Genomic DNA, 16,684 nt, shown 5'->3' with positions numbered 1-16,684 from the left:
CTTGCCGGCGGCACCGGCCGGCAGCGATAGCCGCCAGTGCGGCGCATGCCTGTCTTCGAGCTGGGCGGCAAGCTGGATTTCCAGCAACGGTTCCAGCGCGGAAATGTCCATGTCGCCGAGACCACCGCGCAGCGCCAGGATTTCGAGCGCTTCGACGGAAGACTGCAGGTCCGCTGCCGGCAGGCCGAGGCGCATCAGCGGGTGCTTGATCAGCGCGACGATCGCCACCGGGTCGCCCGGCCGAAGCGTCGCTTCGAGGAGAAGTTGGGTCAAGGTGCCCTGTGGCGTGCCGGACAGCGGCGAACCGGCAGAATCGTCGGCGAGCAGGCCGAAACGGGAAAGCTCGGCGGTGACCCGGCGGGCCAGTGCACGATCTGGTGTGATCAGCGCCGCCTGGCTCTCGCCGCCTTGCCTGCCGGGCTGTTCGAGCGCCAGCCGGAGAGCGATGGCGATCGCCACAGCCTCCTCGCGTTCGTTCGAGGCCTCGATCAGCGAGACATCGGCAAAGGCTTGGGTAAGGAGAGCGGGATTCGCGTCGTCCCGCCAGGTGCTCCAGCGGTCGGTCGCCTTGGCGGGCACCAGCGCCTGGGAGAGCGCTTCGGCGCGGAAGGCGAGATCGCCCGGAACTTCGCCAAGCACGGCCACGTCTTCCCGCGTCGCGCCGAGTTTTTTAAGCAGCCGCGACAGGCCGAATTGCGAATGGCTGCGGCTGGCGGGTTCGGGTTTGCCGTCAAAGGCCTCTTCGCCAATCATCGCCCATTGATCTGCCGGCATCGAGAGATCGAGCCCCGGCAGCACGACAGTGCCGTTCGGAAGACTGGAGATCCCCGCGATCAGGTCGGCAGCAGCCGGCACCGACCCGGTCGAACCCGCAACGATCACTGGTCCCTTGTGATCCCGGGAGGCAATCCGCCGCGCTTCGCCCCGCAGGATAGCTGCCTGGTGTTTTGCCGGTGAAGAACGGCGCAGTTCTTCGAGGCGGATGGGCCAGAAGGCACTGGCGATCGACAGAAACTCGGCGGTCAGCTGCCACCAGAGCGCATGTTCGCCGGTATCGAGTTTTTTGAGATCGGCCCAGTCGCGCTCTTCGGTTTCGACCGCGTCGATGAGTTCGGCCAAGGCGCGAGCGAGCCAGATTGCATCGGCGGGGCTGGCGGGGGCGACGAGCGGCGATTCCGAATGCACGTCGAGCACGATTTTCGGAAGCTGGTTGCGCCAGGCAAGGATCAGCCGGCCAAGTTCGAGCAGCCTCGCAGTACCGCCGATCGGTAGCGCCAGGTCCATCTCCTCCGGCGCGACGAGGTCGAAATAACCGCTGTCGTCGTCGGTTTCGCCAAGTGGCCGGATGGCCGGCAGGATCGCCGAGCGGCCGCCGAGCAGATCGACGAATTCCGAGCGCAGCACGCGGGCAGACCGGCGCGTCGGCACGTAGATGGTCACGTCGGCGAGCGAAAGCGGATCGGCCGGATCGTAACGAAAAGTCTCGTTGAGCCGGCCGTCGCAGAGTGTCTGCGCCACGGTCTTGAGGAACGGCGCTCCGGCGGGGATCGAAAACACCCGCTTCTTGCCGGATAACGTGGTCATGCCTCCACCGGATAACGCGCGATCACCGCTTCGGCTTCCGGCAGCGCTTCCGGCGTGCCGACGGTGATCCAGTGGCCGTCGAGCATGGTTCCATAGAGCCGGCCGCGGGCGATCGCCTTGTCGAAATAGATATTGATGTTGAAAGCATCGGACGGTGCGTCATCCAGAAAGGACGGGCTCATCGCAAAAGCGCCGGCATAAACGACCGGATTGGCCGGATCGTCCCGGTAGCGCCTCAACCGGCCATCCGCATCCATGCCGAAATCGTTGACGCCGTTGTGCCCGGTCGTGTTGTCGATATCGACGCAGAGCATCGCCATATCCATGCGTTCGGGGTCGAAGAATTCGGCCAGGTGCTGCAGGTTGGTGGGCTTGCCGGGGGTCTCGCCGATCCAGAAGAGGTCGGCATTCATGACGAAGATCGTGCTGCGATCGAGAAGCTTCAGTCCCTTCACGATGCCGCCGCCATTGTTCATCAGCGCGTCACGCTCGTCGGAGATCAGGATTTCGAGGCCCTTGTAAGCTTCGAGATGCGCCGCCATCTGGTCGGCGAAGTGGTGCACGTTGACGACGGCGCGCTCGACGCCAGCCTCTCTCAGCAAATCCAGCACATAATCGATCATCGGCTTGCCGGCGACCGGCACCAGCGGCTTCGGCATCGTGTTGGTGATCGGCCGCATGCGGGTGCCGAGCCCTGCGGCAAGCACCATCGCCTGTTTGATGGGGGCTCGTTGAATGGTCATCGGCAACCGTAATTATGATTCGGGCAGTTCTATTCCAGCCCGACGGCACCAATCGCGCAAGGGGGCGAGCACATCGTGGCTCAGCGCCGTTGCGAGATAGCGGAGCGTCCGCGGCATGTGCTTCAGATAGCCCGGCTTGCCATCCCGCTGCAAGAGCCGCACCCAGAGGCCGGCGAGTTTGCAGTTGCGCTGCGCCGCCATGATCGCCCAGGCTTTCAGGAACGTCGGCTCGTCGAAGGCCCCGAGCGCGCGGCGAAGCGTCACGTAATCCAGCATCAGCTGATCGGCGAGTGCCTTCGGGATGTCGACGCGGGCGTCCTGGACGATGGAGGCGAGGTCGTAGGCGGTCGGGCCGATCATCGAATCCTGAAAATCGATCAGGCCGACGCGCCGGACGCCCGGTTCACTCGGCCGCCAGATGATGTTGGGCGAATGGAAATCGCGCAGCAGCAGGTTCTTCTCGACGCCGTCAAGCTCGCGGATCAGATTGTCCCAGATCGCCAGATATTCCTGCCGTTCCTCGTCAGTCGCCGGCGTTCCGCGTTTCCACGGCAGGTGCCAGTCAACGAGGAGCCGCGCCTCCATCTTCATCGCCGTCGGGTCGAAATCGGGAATATGGTGGATATGGCCGTCGCCAACCGGCAGGTCCTGGCGCATCTCGTGGCTGTGCAGGAAGGCAAGGCACACGATGCTTTCGCGGTAGCGTTCCTCGATGGGATTGCCGTCTTCGTCGACGGCCCCCTCTTCGCCGAGATTTTCGATCAGCAGGATGCCCTGGTCGTAATCGACATGCAGCACTTCCGGCGCCGCAAGTCCCAGTTCGCGCAGGTATTCGTCGATCGCCACGAAGGGGTAGGGGTCTTCCGCGAGATGCGCGACCTTGGGATAGGGCTTTCCATCAAGAACCGGCGGGCCTTGTGCCGGGCGCGGCCAGTCCATCAGGATCAGCGTTTCACCGGTTGCGATTGTCACGCTCTCATAGGCGCGTGTCGAAGCGTCTCCCGTGAGGAAACGCCGCCGGGCGCCGGGGTAGCCGTGGCTGTCGAGAAATTCGCGGATCGCCAGCACGCGGCGGATGCGCTGCATCTGCGCCTCCGGTGCCGTGATTGTCGCCGTCCGGCCGCTGCCGCTTTGTTCGAGCTTGAGCTGAATACGGGCCTGCGGCAACAGCGCGTCGGCGACTTCCGGCCATTCCACCAGGCAGATGCCGCTGGAAAGCGCCTCGTCGAAACCGAGTTCGTCCAGTTCCGAGGCATCGCCAAGCCGATAGAGATCGAAATGCGAGACTGGGATGCGCAGCTCGTAGCTTTGCACCAGCGTGAAGGTCGGGCTCGGCACTTCAAGCTCGTCTTCATCCGCAAGCGCACGCAAAAAGGCCCGGGCGAAGGTCGATTTGCCGGCGCCGAGATCGCCGGAAAGGGCGATCCAGTCGCCCTTCTTCAGCGCCAATGCGAGGTCTTCGCCGAGGCGGATCGTTTCGGCCTCGTCGGCAAGCGTCAGGGTAAGAGCCGTCTCACCACTCATTCGGCGGCGACGGACCGCGCCGTCGTGCCGCTCGGAATGCGGCACGTAACCGTGGTTCCCTGGCCGGGCTTGCTGTCGATCGCGACATCGCCGTGATGCAGTGTCACGAAGCTCTCGACGATCGAAAGGCCGAGACCCGCTCCACTGCGCTTGCCGCCCTTGGCATTGGCCGAGAACCGGTCGAACACGGTCTTCAGGATATCTTCGGGGATGCCCGGACCCTTGTCGGTCACCGAGAAGAACACGTCGCTATGGGTGCGCCAGCAATTGAGCGTGATGGCGGAGCCTTCCGGCGCGAAATTGGTGGCATTGGTGAGCAGCTTGATGAGGATCTGCTTCAGCCGCTGCTGGTCGGCAACGATAGTGCCGAGCCCGGCCGGCGCAGTGATCGCCAGCGCCACGCCATTTTCGTGCAGACGATCTGCGATCTGCATCGCCACGTCGTCGAGCAGGTCGTCGATCGCCATTTCCGAATAGTTGAGCTGCATGATGCCGGCATCGACAGTCGCCAGATCGAGGATGTCGTTGACGATCGTCAGGAGAACCGAGGAGGACGTCGAGATATGGTCGATATACTCCGACTGGCGCTCGTTCAGCGTCCCGATGCCCGGTGTCTTCAGGAGGTCGGTGAAGCCGATGATATTGGTCAGCGGCGAACGCAGTTCGTAGGAAACGTGCTGGACGAAGTCGTTCTTGAGCTCGTCGGCCTTCTGCAGCGCCTCGTTCTTCTCCTTGAGCGCCCGTTCTGCCCTGGCGCTCGCCGTCATGTCGACAAATGTCAGCATCGTCTGGGCGTTCGGCAGCGGCGTCACGGCATAATCGAGGATCAGGCCGGAATAGAGCTCGAACGTGCCCTGCAACGAGGGGCGCTCGTCGTCGAAATTGGTCAGCATCTGGCCGAAGCGGCGCCAGCCGTCCGGCTTGTCGTAGGATGGCGAGCAGGCGGTCTCGATCGCCTTGATATGCGTGCCCGGCTTGGATTCTTCGGCGGTGATGCCCCAGAGCGCCCGGAAGGCGGGGTTGGAGAGGCGGATGCGCCCGTCCGGCCCGAAGACGGCGACGCCTTCGGACAAATGGTCGATCGTTTCGCCCTGGACCTGGACCAGCGTGTTGTAACGGGTCTCGAGATCCACCTGTTCGGTCAGGTTCTCGAACACCCAGGTGGCACCGCCCTGCGGATGCGCGGTTGCGATGACGCGCAGCGTCTGGCCGTTCGGCAGGTGCCACAGGTCGGTCTGCGTATCCGGCGACTGGTAGACGGAAAGCGCCGTTTCCTTCCAGCTCCGCCAGCTCAGCTGTTCCGGCAGCTTGCCGTCGCTTCTGAGCTTGTCGAGCAGCTCGCTATTGTCCGGCCTCTGGTCGAGGAAGGGAAGCGTGAAACCCCAAAGCTGCACGAAGGCCTGATTGTAGAACTGCAGCCGGCGGTCGCCGTCGAAGATAGCGACGGGCGTTGCCAGGTGGTCGAGCGTTTCCGCGTGGCTCTTCAGGGTGCGCTTGAGTTCCTCACGCACGGCCTCCACTTCAGAAACGTCGATCGCAATTCCAGTGGAACCGCCCGGCACGACGACGTCGACGACGTCGAACATGGTGCGATTGCCGTGCACCACGGTGGAAATCCGGTCGTGGAAAGGCGAGGTGGAGGTCGCTGCCGCCCTGATCTTTTCGCGGGCGATCGAACCCAGAAACTCGCGGCCGTCCTCGATCGCCTGGGCCGGGGTCGAAGCTTCCACGGCATCGCCATAGGCATGGTTGACCCAGGTCAGCTTGCCGTGTGAATCGCGACGCCAGACCGGCTGCTCGATGGCGTCGAGCAGCGAATGGAACAGCATGATCGAGTTAGTCAGCCGCTCGCGCTCGATCTTGAGCTCGGCGAGTTCGGCGCGCAGATTGTTGAGTGCGATGAAACGGACGAAGGCCTTGCCGCCTGAAACGCGCCCCTGCACTTCCAGGATTTCGTCCCGGTTGGTTTCTACCACCATGTCGAAGGAGCGGGCTTCCATCCGCAGGAGTTCGATCGATTTCTCGAGTTCGCCGGCGGAACTGCCGCGCATCCAGCGGCCGAAGGCGAGAAACTCGCGGTCCTGCTGCGGCGCTCCGGTTTCCACTGGCAGCTGGCCGAGGAATTCAGGCTTGGAGGAGCCGCTTTCCCACACGACGATCCGGCGGTTCTTGTCGGCGATCAGGGCCTCGAACTTGGAAATCCGCTGCTGCGCGTCGGAAAGGGCGCTGCGCATTTCCTGCGTTTCGGCTTCCATATTGCCGCGCTGGCGCACCAGCCAGATGGCGGAAAACAGGGCAGCTCCGAGGGCGCCCATCACCAGCGACGAAACGATGACCTCCGTCGAGGAAAACAGGCGGACGGCGGCGTCACCCGATTGCTGCGCAAGCGCCGCGGTCGCGAGCCCGGAAAGGGCGGTGCCCGAGAGAAAGGCGCTGCCGAACAGCGCCAAGCGGCGAAGCCTGCCGACGATTGCATTGCCGTCTGGAGATCCGAAACCGGAACGCCCCGCAAAGGGACGCAAAGCTGGAGCTTCCGCTCCGCCGCAAAGGGGATCGGCCCGTTCTGACGAGCTCATTTTTCTTACCGACATATCCGGTCTGTCTCCGTCCAATTGCCGCTCATCGACAAGACATACCACTCCGTGCCTTGCCCGTAGCCGGACGGCTCCCAATCAGATGGTGGGAGCGCGACGATGTCCGAAAACCGCTGGCGGCTTTCGGCATCACGCTCCAGGGAAGGCGCGAATCAAGTTCTAAAACAATACTTGCTTAGGGAATCGCCGGGAAGGGATGCGCCCAAAAAAGAAGCCGCAGCCTTTGTCAAGGCTGCGGCTACCATATCTTGTGGATTAACCGGCTATTGATTAATAGCGGTAGTGTTCAGCCTTGAACGGGCCGGTCTGCGAGACGCCGATATAGGCAGCCTGCTCGTCGGAGAGTTCCGTCAGCTTCACGCCGAGCTTGGCGAGATGCAGGCGGGCGACCTTCTCGTCGAGGTGCTTCGGCAGGATGTAGACGTCGTTCTTGTACTCACCCTGCTTGGTGAAGAGTTCGATCTGGGCCAGCGTCTGGTTGGTGAACGAGGCCGACATCACGAAGGACGGATGGCCGGTAGCGTTGCCGAGGTTGAGCAGGCGGCCTTCCGACAGAAGGATGATGCGGTTGCCCTTCGGGAACTCGATCATGTCGACCTGCGGCTTGACGTTGGTCCACTTGAGGTTCTTCAGCGCCGCGACCTGGATCTCGTTGTCGAAGTGGCCGATATTGCCGACGATCGCCATGTCCTTCATCGCACGCATGTGGTCGATGCGGATGACGTCCTTGTTGCCGGTCGTGGTGATGAAGATGTCGGCGCTGTCGACGACGTCTTCGAGGACGACGACTTCGAAACCGTCCATGGCAGCCTGCAGGGCGCAGATCGGGTCGACTTCGGTGACCTTGACGCGGGCGCCGGCGCCGGCGAGCGAAGCGGCAGAACCCTTGCCGACGTCACCGTAACCGCAGACCACGGCGACCTTGCCGGCCATCATCACGTCGGTGCCGCGGCGGATGCCGTCGACCAGCGATTCCTTGCAGCCGTATTTGTTGTCGAACTTCGATTTGGTGACCGAGTCGTTGACGTTGATCGCCGGGAAGGGCAGCAGGCCCTTCTTGGACAGTTCGTAAAGGCGGTGCACGCCCGTTGTGGTTTCTTCGGTAACGCCCTTGATCGCGTCGCGCTGCTTGGTGAACCAGCCGGGCGAAGCCTTGAGGCGCTTCTTGATCTGCGCGATGAGGATTTCTTCTTCTTCCGAAGTCGGGTTCGAAAGAACGTCCTCGCCGGCTTCGGCGCGGGCGCCGGTGAGGATGTACATGGTGGCGTCGCCGCCGTCATCGAGGATCATGTTGGAGAGGCCGCCATCGGCCCACTGGAAGATCTTGTCGGTGTAATCCCAGTATTCCGTCAGAGATTCGCCCTTGACGGCGAAGACCGGAATGCCGGCGGCAGCGATTGCCGCAGCAGCATGGTCCTGGGTCGAGAAGATGTTGCAGGACGCCCAGCGGATTTCTGCACCGAGGTGCTGAAGGGTCTCGATCAGAACGGCCGTCTGGATGGTCATGTGGAGCGAGCCCGAGATGCGGGCACCCTTCAGCGGCTTCGTTGTGCCGAATTCTTCGCGGCACGACATCAGGCCCGGCATTTCGGTTTCTGCGATGTCGAGCTCCTTGCGGCCGTAGGCGGCAAGATTGATATCCGCGACGACGTAATCCTTCTCAGTGCTCATAAAGCTCTCCATGTTCGGTGGTGCCTTCTCCGGCGGGATACCGACGGACGTGGCAAGACCCGCCTTGGCAGACGGAAACTGGCCAGCGGTTTAGCAGGCTTCCTACAAACTGGCAACGGGATATAAAGAGGTCTTTATATGTTTATGTCATCGGAGGGTTAAATCGCGGGTGCGTCAGGCTTCTTCGCCGAATTTGTTGGCGACGAGTTGCTCGAGCGCATCCAGCGCTTCTTTGGCCTGGTTTCCTTCCGCTGAGACTTCGATCGTGCAGCCGGTGCTGGCGGCGAGCATCATCAGGCCCATGATCGACGTGCCGCCGACGGTTGTTCCGTCCTTGGAGACGGTGATCCGCGCATCGAAACTTTCCACCATCTGCACGAACTTGGCAGAGGCACGAGCATGCAGACCACGCTTGTTGATGATCAGGAATTCACGGGGAGAGGGGGATGACATCCGGTCTGGGTTCTCATTTGCCGCTGAGGACGCGGCTTGCGACATTGATATATTTACGACCGGCTTCGGAGGCTTCGACGAGCGCCTTGTCCATGTTGTTGTCGCTGCGCACGCCGGCAAGCTTGATCAGCATCGGCAGGTTCATGCCGGCAATGACTTCGATTCGGCCGCTTTCCATGACGGAAATGGAAAGGTTGGAAGGGGTGCCCCCGAACATGTCCGTCAGGATGATGACGCCATGACCTTCATCGGCATTGGTAACGGCATCGACGATATCCTGCCGCCGCTGATCCATGTCGTCCTCTGGACCGATCGATACGGTTTCGATGAATTTCTGAGGTCCGACGACATGCTCGACCGCATGACGAAATTCCTCAGCCAGCTTGCCATGGGTGACAAGCACTAGTCCGATCATGAAAACTGCCCCCTGCTATGGAAACTCGGCGCCATTATCGCATTGCAATAAAGCGGTCCAGCGGTGGGATGCCATCTTGTCCAAGTAGATTCGAAGTTCAAGTCAAAAAATCAGGCTGCCGGATGATGAAAACGGCATCTCGCCGTGAAAATCCGGTGTAAAGGCCGCCAGAACGGCCAGCGGATCAGGTGCACCGCGCCATATCCGGACAAGCGGAAGGATACCCACACCGGGGATCTGGAAACGTTCGTTCTCCGGTGGAAGCCTTTCGCTTTCCGGCAGGGATATGACGTCCACCGCCAGATCCAGCGTCGCCACGGAGACGCTTTCCACATGGGCGATGCCGCTGCCGCGCAGTTCGATGAGGCCGGCGATCGCTTCCGGCCGAGTGGCGAGCAGATGATTGCCGTGGCGCGAGACGAGCACCTGATCGTCGGCGACAAGAGCCGCGAAAGCGCCTTGGCGCCAGGCGGCTGCGATGCAGGAGAAGGCGAGCATCGACTTGCCGCTGCCGGACGGACCGGTAAAGAGCACGCCCCTGGTGCCAATGGCGATCGCGGTCGCATGGATGTTGACCGGCGCCGGGCTCATTGAATTTCGCCGCCCGGCAGCGACAGCGTGAAGCGGGCGCCGGTGATGGCACCTGTCTTGGCGTCGTATAGGTTTTCCGCCTTCAGCGAGCCGCCATGGGCCTCGGCGATCTGCCGGCTGATCGACAGGCCAAGGCCGGAATTCTGGCCGAAACTCTCGCCGTCCGGCCGGTCCGTATAGAACCGTTCGAAGATACGGTCGATATCCTCCGCCTGGATGCCGGGCCCGTTGTCCTCCACGGTCACGACGACACGATCCTTGGAGTGAGACAGCCGGATGGCGACGCGGCCGCCCTTTTCGGGCACGAAGGATCGCGCGTTCTCGATGAGGTTGGTGATGATCTGCCCTAGGCGCAGATCATGGCCGTTGACCAGGAAGGCGGACCTGTTGCCGGCCTTGTTGTCGGTCGTCAGGCTGATTTCCACCGGCTTGCGGCCGGTGCGAATCTGCCGGGAAATATCGACGAGATTGCCGAGCAGGTTTTCCATGTCGACGGGCGTCGAATCTGACCGTGCGAGTTCGGCGTCCAGCCGCGAGGCGTCGGAAATGTCGCTGATCAGGCGATCCAGACGGCGCACGTCGTGGAAAATGACTTCCGTCAGCCGCTGTTTGGACTCCTCGGTTTTGGCGAGCGGCAGCGTCTCGACGGCGCTGCGAAGCGAAGTTAGCGGGTTCTTGAGCTCGTGGCTCACATCCGCCGCGAAACTCTCGATCGCATCGATGCGGTCATAGAGCGCGTTGGTCATCTCGCGAAGCGCGATGGAAAGATTGCCGATTTCGTCCTGACGATAGGAGAAGTCGGGGATCTCCTCGCGCTGCTTGGCGCCGCGCCGCACCCGGATCGCAGCCGCCGCCAGCCGCCGCAGCGGATTGGCGATGGTCGAAGACAGCAGCAGCGACAGGAGGATGTTGACGAGCGTCGCGACGCCGAAGACGCGCATGATCGCCAACCGTTCCGCATGCACGATCTTGTCGATGTCGCCTGCCTGGGTCGATAGCAGAAGCACGCCGAGCACGGCGCGGAAACGCTGCACGGGTACGGCGACGGAGACGATCAGCTCGCCGCGCTCCGTGACCCGCACCAGCGCGCCGCGCACGCCGGTCAGCGCGTTCATGACTTCCGGATAGATCGAGCCGTCGCCACCCGGCGCTTCCTTGTAGACCGGCAGGTTGCCCGGCTGCAGCAGGCGGTTGATCAGCCCTGCGAACCAGTCGCTCCAGGTCTGCGATTCGTTTTCCACCGGCGGCAGGTCGAAACGCAGCACCTGGCCGCGTGAATAGAGGTGGCGGGAATCGAGCAGCAGGTTGGCGTCGGCATCGAAAATCCGGGCGCGCGTGCGGGTCGGCGAAATGAGGCGTCTGAGGACCGGCGCAACGCGCTCCGGGTCGATCGGGAAATCGAGGTCCTCGTCGTTCGGCACCGGCGTAATGCTCTGGCCGGCCTGCAGTTCGAGGAGTTTCTGGGGGTCGATGGTGATCGAGTTGGTATCGACCGAGGCGGAGGCGGAAATTGCGCCGGCGATGATTTCGCCCTGCGTCAGCAGGCTTTCGACGCGGGCGTCGATCAGCCCTTCGCGGAACTGGTTGAGGTAGAGAATGCCGGCGACCAGCACCACCGTTGCAGCGATGTTGAAGAACAGGATGCGGCGGGTGAGGCTCGAAAACACCGCATGGCCGAACACTCGCCGAATAAGCGTGAAAGGGCGCGACCAGAACCGCCGCGGCGCACGTCGTGTCCCAGCCTTCTCCATTCGGATCATATTGCTATCAAATGTTTGATCTGCCACTGCAGTCCTTCCACCGGGCCAGCTTAGCGCTGGTCCGGCCGTGGCCTCAAGTTAACCTTTCGCAAGGGTCAGGCGGCCTCACGGAATCGATAACCCACGCCATAAAGGGTTTCGATCATATCGAAGTCGTTGTCGACCATCTTGAACTTCTTGCGCAGCCGCTTGATGTGGCTGTCGATGGTACGGTCGTCCACATAGACCTGCTCGTCATAGGCGGCATCCATCAGCGCATCGCGGCTTTTGACGACGCCGGGCCGCTGGGCCAGAGAATGCAGGATCAGGAACTCGGTCACCGTCAGCGTCACCGGTTCACCCTTCCAGGTGCAGGTATGGCGCTCCTGGTCCATGACAAGCTGGCCGCGTTCGAGCGTGCGGGCGGCCTGCTGATCGGCTGCCGTCTTGGCCCCGGCACCACCGGCGGCTTGTGCCTCGCGGCTGCCGGCGCGGCGCAGGATCGCCTTCACCCGTTCCACCAGCAGACGCTGCGAGAACGGCTTGGTGATGAAGTCGTCGGCGCCCATCTTCAGCCCGAACAACTCGTCGATCTCTTCATCCTTGGAGGTGAGGAAGATCACCGGCAGGTCGGACTTCTGCCGCAGGCGGCGCAGCAGCTCCATGCCGTCCATGCGCGGCATCTTGATATCGAAGATCGCCAGCTGCGGAGGGCGGGCGATCAGCCCGTCGAGCGCGGAAGCGCCATCCGTATAGGTTTCGACCTTGTATCCTTCCGCCTCGAGTGCAATCGAAACCGACGTCAGGATATTGCGGTCGTCATCTACGAGCGCGATTGTTTGCATGCTCTCCATCTCCGTCATCTATGCGCATCTCCTGGAATTCACCCCAGCCAGGCGGCATTAGCCGACGCGCTTCTTGAGTATAAAGGTGGAACAAATTGTGGCAAAGATAAAGAGGCCGCTGACGATCGTGCGTTTTGGCAATGAGACTTAAGATAGCGCGGATGCGGATTGAAACAGTTATTAAACCGATTTAAAGAGGAATAAAATTTTTTAAATCGATTAAATAATTGATATTATTAAAGAATTTGGATGATGGCTCTTGCCCTTTTAGAAATCTGTCATTAATTTCGCGTCAGTTCCCACGGCAAGCTGAAGGAGTGCGCGCATGGAGGAGTTTGGACTTCACAACCCGTCCAAGGGTTTAGCGGCGATCGGTCTCGGCGGTGCATCGCGTGTTTATTACAATTCGTCCGAGGTTGAACTCTACGAAGAAGCAATCCGCCGCGGTGAAGCTGATCTGACGATCGACGGCGCACTCCGCGCCGTCACCGGCCAGCACACTGGTCGCTCCCCGAAGGACAAGTTCATTGTCCGCGATGCCGGCACCGAGAGCCGCGTCTGGTGGGGGGCCGACAACAAGCCCATGAAACCGGAACACTTCGAAGTCCTGAAGAAGGACATGCTCGCCCATGCTGCCGGCAAGACGCTGTTCGTCCAGGATCTGGTCGGCGGCGCCGATGCCGAATATGCCCTTCCGACCCGCGTCGTCAGCGAATTCGCCTGGCACGCTCTCTTCATCCGCAATCTTCTGATCCGCCCGGATCGCGCCACGCTCGAAAGCTTCGAAGAGAAGCTGACGATCATCAACCTGCCAAGCTTCAAGGCGGATCCCGCCCGCCACGGCTGCCGCACGGAGACGGTGATCGCCTGCGACTTCACCAATGGCCTCATCCTGGTCGGCGGCACCTCCTATGCCGGGGAAAACAAGAAGTCGGTCTTCTCCGTGCTCAACTACTTCCTGCCGGAAGAAGGCGTCATGCCGATGCACTGCTCGGCCAATGTCGGCCCGAACGGCGATACCGCGCTATTCTTCGGTCTGTCCGGCACCGGCAAGACTACGCTGTCGGCCGATCCGAAGCGGACGCTGATCGGTGACGACGAGCATGGCTGGGGCAAAAACGGCGTCTTCAATTTCGAAGGCGGCTGCTATGCCAAGGCCATCAATCTTTCGGCCGAAGCCGAGCCGGAAATCTATGCCGCGACCCGCCGTTTCGGCACGGTGATCGAAAACGTCGTGCTCGACGAGAACCGGGTTCCGGATTTCAACGACGATTCGCTGACCGAGAACACCCGTAGCGCCTATCCGCTGCATTTCATTCCGAATGCATCGAAGACCGGCGTGGCGCCGCAGCCGAAGTCGATCATCATGCTGACCGCCGATGCTTTCGGCGTCATGCCGCCGATCGCCAAGCTGACGCCCGAACAGGCGATGTACCACTTCCTCTCCGGCTACACCGCCAAGGTCGCCGGCACGGAAAAGGGTGTCACCGAGCCGGAAGCGACGTTCTCGACCTGCTTCGGTGGGCCGTTCATGCCCCGTCATCCGGCCGAATACGGCAACCTGCTCAAGGAATTGATTGCCCGTCACGGGGTCGATTGCTGGCTCGTCAACACCGGCTGGACCGGCGGCGCTTACGGCGTTGGCCGCCGTATGCCGATCAAGGCGACTCGCGCTCTCTTAAGCGCTGCGCTCGACGGCAGCCTCAAGAACGCCGAGTTCCGCATCGACCCGAACTTCGGTTTTGCGGTGCCGGTCGCCGTTGAAGGCGTCGACAATGCGATCCTCGATCCCCGCTCGACCTGGGCGGACGGCGCCGCGTTCGACGCCTATGCCAAGAAGCTCGTCTCGATGTTCATCCAGAACTTCGGGCAGTACGAAGACCACGTCGACAGCAAGGTGAGAAGCGCCGCTCCGGTCATGCTTGCCGCTGCCGAGTAATCTTTGAAGGATTCACGTGAAACCGCCGGCCCGGGATAACACCCTGGGCCGGCGGTTTTCTTTTTGCCGGCTTTGTGGGAAAGATGCGGGCCTGCCGCATGTCGCCCGAACGTGGGTGCCGGTTCCGGACAACGGCATGCGCCCAAGAACAAAGACCAGAGACCCATGGCCAGCAATCCCCTTGTCATCAACAACCGCATCACCATCGCCGGATGGGAACTGACGGAACAATTCGTGTTGGCGGGCGGGCCGGGCGGCCAGAACGTCAACAAGGTCTCGACGGCCGTCCAGCTTTTCTACGACATCGTCAACACGCCGTCCCTGCCGGAGCGGGTGAAGGAAAACGCCATCAAGCTCGCCGGAAAACGGGTGTCGAAGGATGGCGTGCTGATGATAGAAGCGAACCGGTTCCGCAGCCAGGAGCGCAACCGCGAAGACGCGCGCGAGCGGCTGAAGGAACTGATCCTCAAGGCTGCCGAACCACCGCCGCCGCCACGCAAGAAAACCAAGCCGACCAAGGGTTCGGTGGAGCGTCGGCTGAAGGAAAAATCCGGTCGTTCGGACGTCAAGAAGATGCGTGGCCGGCCAAGCGGCGACTAACGGCGGAGATTGATCTTTGGCGACGCTTGCAAATGGCATCAGGCACCTTCCCGGCTATCTCGATCGATTAGCGCAGGAGCATCTGGTCGAACTGATACGAGACGTCGTAGCCGAGGCGCCGCTCTATACGCCGGAAATGCCCGGCACCGGCAAACCCATGTCGGTGCGCATGACCAATTGCGGCTCGCTCGGTTGGGTAACGGACAAGGACCAAGGATATCGCTACCAGTCCTTCCACCCGGTGACGAAAAAGCCGTGGCCAGCGATGCCGCAGGAATTGCTCGATCTCTGGGAAAGGGTGGGCGACTATCCGAAGCCGCCGGAAGCCTGCCTCATCAACTTCTATTCCGACGACGCCAAGATGGGCCTGCATCAGGATCGTGACGAGAACGATCTGGCCGCCCCCGTTCTCTCCGTTTCGTTGGGCAATAGCTGCCTGTTTCGGGTCGGTGGCCTTAGCCGCAAGGACCCGACCGGCTCTTTCCGGCTGGCGAGTGGAGATGTCGTCGTGCTGGGCGGAGAGGGGCGTCTCGCCTTCCACGGCGTCGATCGCATTTATCCCGGCACGTCGACGCTGTTGAAGAACGGCGGGCGCATCAACCTGACGCTCCGCCGTGTGAATAGTTGACGATTTAATTCAATAGCCGGCGATCGATCGCCTACAGTTTCCGCAGCTCGACCGTTTCCACCAGATGATTGCGGCCCTTGCGCAGGATGAGATCCGCCCGTGGCCTGGTCGGCAGAATGTTCTGCCGCAGGTTCTTGAGGTTGATGTTTTCCCACAATCCTTCGGCAACGGCGCGGGCCGCATCCGCATCGATCGCCGCGTATTTCTTGAAGAACGAGGTCGGATCGCGGAAGGCGGTCTGGCGCAGCTTCATGAAGCGCTGGACGTACCAGTTGTGGATCTGCTCTTCGTCGGCATCGATATAGATCGAGAAGTCGAAGAAGTCCGAAACGATCGGCACGATCTTGCCGTCGGCTGGCAGCGCCCGCGACTGGAGGACGTTGATGCCTTCGAAGATCAGGATGTCCGGCCGGTCGACCAGCGAGTACTCGTCCGGCAGAACGTCGTAGGTGAGATGCGAGTAACGCGGCGCCTTGACGTTCGGTTCACCGGCCTTGATCGCCGACAGGAACCGCAGGATGGAGCCGATATCGTAGCTTTCCGGAAACCCCTTGCGCTCCATCAGGTTTTCCCGGCTCAGCACGGCGTTCGGATAAAGGAAGCCGTCGGTGGTGATGAGATCCACTTTCGGGCTCGACGGCCAGCGGGCGAGCAGTTCTTTCAGGATACGTGCGGTGGTCGATTTGCCGACCGCGACCGACCCGGCAATGCCGATGATGAAGGGCGTCTTGGTGATGTCGGAAAGGCTCAGGAAACGGTTTCGCTGCTGGAAGAGGCGTTGCGTCGCCTCCACATGCGTCGACAGCAGGCGCGACAGCGAGAGATAGATGCGCCGGACTTCATCGAGATCGATCGGGTCGTCCAGCGAACGCAGCCTCTGCACCTCGTCGGCCGTGAGCGTCAGAGGCGTGTCTGCGCGGAACTTCGCCCATTCCTCCGCACTGAAGCGGTGATAGGGCGAATAATATTCCGCATTCGAGCCGGTTTCGAGCTCAGGCGTCTCGGCGGGCTGGGAAACGATGTTCATGATGTCGGCCGGCTTGCCTTTTCTTGAAGGCCGGACTGGCCGGTCCTTCGCTGGAGTTCGTCGAGCACATCCTGCAACGGTACCGCCGCAATATTCAAGACGACCAAAAGATGATAAAGAAGATCGGCGCTCTCTGCGGTGAGATTGTTCCGGTCCTGCTTGATCGCGGCGATCACCGTTTCGACCGCTTCCTCGCCAAGCTTCTTGGCGGCCTTCTCCTGGCCGGCGGCGAAAAGTTTTGCCGTCCAGGATTCCTCCGGCGAGGCCTTCGCCCGCTCGGCGACGATCCGCTCGAGGTCGATCAGGGAAAATTCACTCATAACGTTCTCTC

Annotated in this window: 16 protein-coding genes; 4 read left to right on the top strand and 12 right to left on the bottom strand. The window is 61.8% G+C overall.

All coding sequences use genetic code 11. The features are described 5' to 3' along the window. From addB to MOV63_RS22680, 4 genes are all read right to left on the bottom strand, one after another. The coding region (gene addB / locus MOV63_RS22695; protein WP_247037058.1) for a double-strand break repair protein AddB at positions 1-1,584 on the bottom strand (1,584 nt) is incomplete at its 3' end. Next, complete coding sequence (locus MOV63_RS22690) at positions 1,581-2,327, bottom strand: nucleotidyltransferase family protein (protein WP_247037056.1); 747 nt, start codon at positions 2,325-2,327, stop codon at positions 1,581-1,583. The genes MOV63_RS22690 and addB, both read right to left, overlap by 4 nt. Before the next feature lie 12 nt (positions 2,328-2,339). Continuing rightward, positions 2,340-3,851 carry a tRNA (adenosine(37)-N6)-threonylcarbamoyltransferase complex ATPase subunit type 1 TsaE gene (gene tsaE, locus MOV63_RS22685; protein WP_247037070.1) on the bottom strand — a complete coding sequence of 504 codons (1,512 nt, stop codon included), beginning with the start codon at positions 3,849-3,851 and terminating at the stop codon, positions 2,340-2,342. Then, positions 3,848-6,442, bottom strand: coding sequence for an ATP-binding protein (locus tag MOV63_RS22680; RefSeq protein WP_405029369.1), 2,595 nt, complete (start codon positions 6,440-6,442; stop codon positions 3,848-3,850). Before MOV63_RS22680 ends, tsaE begins: the two co-directional genes overlap by 4 nt. A 102-nt stretch (positions 6,443-6,544) precedes the next feature. On the opposite strand from MOV63_RS22680, the gene MOV63_RS22675 reads away from it, so the two are divergent. Further along, a complete protein-coding gene (locus tag MOV63_RS22675) occupies positions 6,545-6,715 on the top strand; it encodes a hypothetical protein (protein ID WP_157884632.1) in 171 nt (56 codons plus the stop codon). On the opposite strand, the gene ahcY is transcribed toward MOV63_RS22675, so the two are convergent. From ahcY to chvI, 6 genes are all read right to left on the bottom strand, one after another. Continuing rightward, positions 6,716-8,116, bottom strand: a complete 1,401-nt coding sequence (gene ahcY / locus MOV63_RS22670; RefSeq protein ID WP_151045387.1) for an adenosylhomocysteinase — start codon at positions 8,114-8,116, stop codon at positions 6,716-6,718. A 174-nt stretch (positions 8,117-8,290) separates the two neighbouring features. Then, the gene (locus MOV63_RS22665; protein ID WP_405029368.1) at positions 8,291-8,614 is read right to left on the bottom strand and encodes an HPr family phosphocarrier protein; all 324 of its coding nucleotides are present in this window, start codon (positions 8,612-8,614) and stop codon (positions 8,291-8,293) included. Then, complete coding sequence (locus MOV63_RS22660; RefSeq protein WP_038547428.1) at positions 8,583-8,984, bottom strand: PTS sugar transporter subunit IIA; 402 nt, start codon at positions 8,982-8,984, stop codon at positions 8,583-8,585. Before MOV63_RS22660 ends, MOV63_RS22665 begins: the two co-directional genes overlap by 32 nt. A gap of 102 nt (positions 8,985-9,086) precedes the next feature. Then, positions 9,087-9,575 carry an HPr kinase/phosphorylase gene (locus MOV63_RS22655; RefSeq protein ID WP_247037052.1) on the bottom strand — a complete coding sequence of 163 codons (489 nt, stop codon included), beginning with the start codon at positions 9,573-9,575 and terminating at the stop codon, positions 9,087-9,089. Beyond that, a complete protein-coding gene (locus MOV63_RS22650; protein ID WP_038547435.1) occupies positions 9,572-11,335 on the bottom strand; it encodes a sensor histidine kinase in 1,764 nt (587 codons plus the stop codon). Before MOV63_RS22650 ends, MOV63_RS22655 begins: the two co-directional genes overlap by 4 nt. Positions 11,336-11,430: 95 nt before the next feature. Then, the gene (gene chvI / locus MOV63_RS22645; protein ID WP_038547438.1) at positions 11,431-12,159 is read right to left on the bottom strand and encodes a two-component system response regulator ChvI; all 729 of its coding nucleotides are present in this window, start codon (positions 12,157-12,159) and stop codon (positions 11,431-11,433) included. 325 nt (positions 12,160-12,484) lie between these two features. On the opposite strand from chvI, the gene MOV63_RS22640 reads away from it, so the two are divergent. The 3 genes from MOV63_RS22640 (at position 12,485) to MOV63_RS22630 (ending at position 15,326) form a co-directional block, all read left to right on the top strand. Then, positions 12,485-14,098: a phosphoenolpyruvate carboxykinase gene (locus tag MOV63_RS22640; protein WP_247037050.1), complete on the top strand. Its 1,614-nt coding sequence runs from the start codon at positions 12,485-12,487 to the stop codon at positions 14,096-14,098. A 165-nt stretch (positions 14,099-14,263) separates the two neighbouring features. Beyond that, complete coding sequence (gene arfB, locus MOV63_RS22635) at positions 14,264-14,698, top strand: alternative ribosome rescue aminoacyl-tRNA hydrolase ArfB (RefSeq protein WP_038547443.1); 435 nt, start codon at positions 14,264-14,266, stop codon at positions 14,696-14,698. 16 nt (positions 14,699-14,714) lie between these two features. Next, the gene (locus tag MOV63_RS22630) at positions 14,715-15,326 is read left to right on the top strand and encodes an alpha-ketoglutarate-dependent dioxygenase AlkB (protein ID WP_247037048.1); all 612 of its coding nucleotides are present in this window, start codon (positions 14,715-14,717) and stop codon (positions 15,324-15,326) included. 31 nt (positions 15,327-15,357) lie between these two features. Here MOV63_RS22630 and coaA read toward each other — a convergent pair whose 3' ends face one another. Both coaA and MOV63_RS22620 read right to left on the bottom strand, forming a co-directional pair. Continuing rightward, positions 15,358-16,353, bottom strand: coding sequence for a type I pantothenate kinase (coaA, locus tag MOV63_RS22625; protein WP_038547449.1), 996 nt, complete (start codon positions 16,351-16,353; stop codon positions 15,358-15,360). After that, complete coding sequence (locus tag MOV63_RS22620; protein WP_247037046.1) at positions 16,350-16,673, bottom strand: phosphoribosyl-ATP diphosphatase; 324 nt, start codon at positions 16,671-16,673, stop codon at positions 16,350-16,352. The genes coaA and MOV63_RS22620 overlap by 4 nt, the downstream gene beginning before the upstream one ends. Between the last annotated feature and the right edge of the window lie 11 nt (positions 16,674-16,684).

This window comes from Neorhizobium sp. SHOUNA12A (assembly GCF_023006505.1).
Taxonomy (GTDB): domain Bacteria; phylum Pseudomonadota; class Alphaproteobacteria; order Rhizobiales; family Rhizobiaceae; genus Neorhizobium.
The sequence above is the reverse complement of the archived record's forward strand: the minus strand, read 5'-3'. Positions and strand labels throughout refer to the sequence as shown.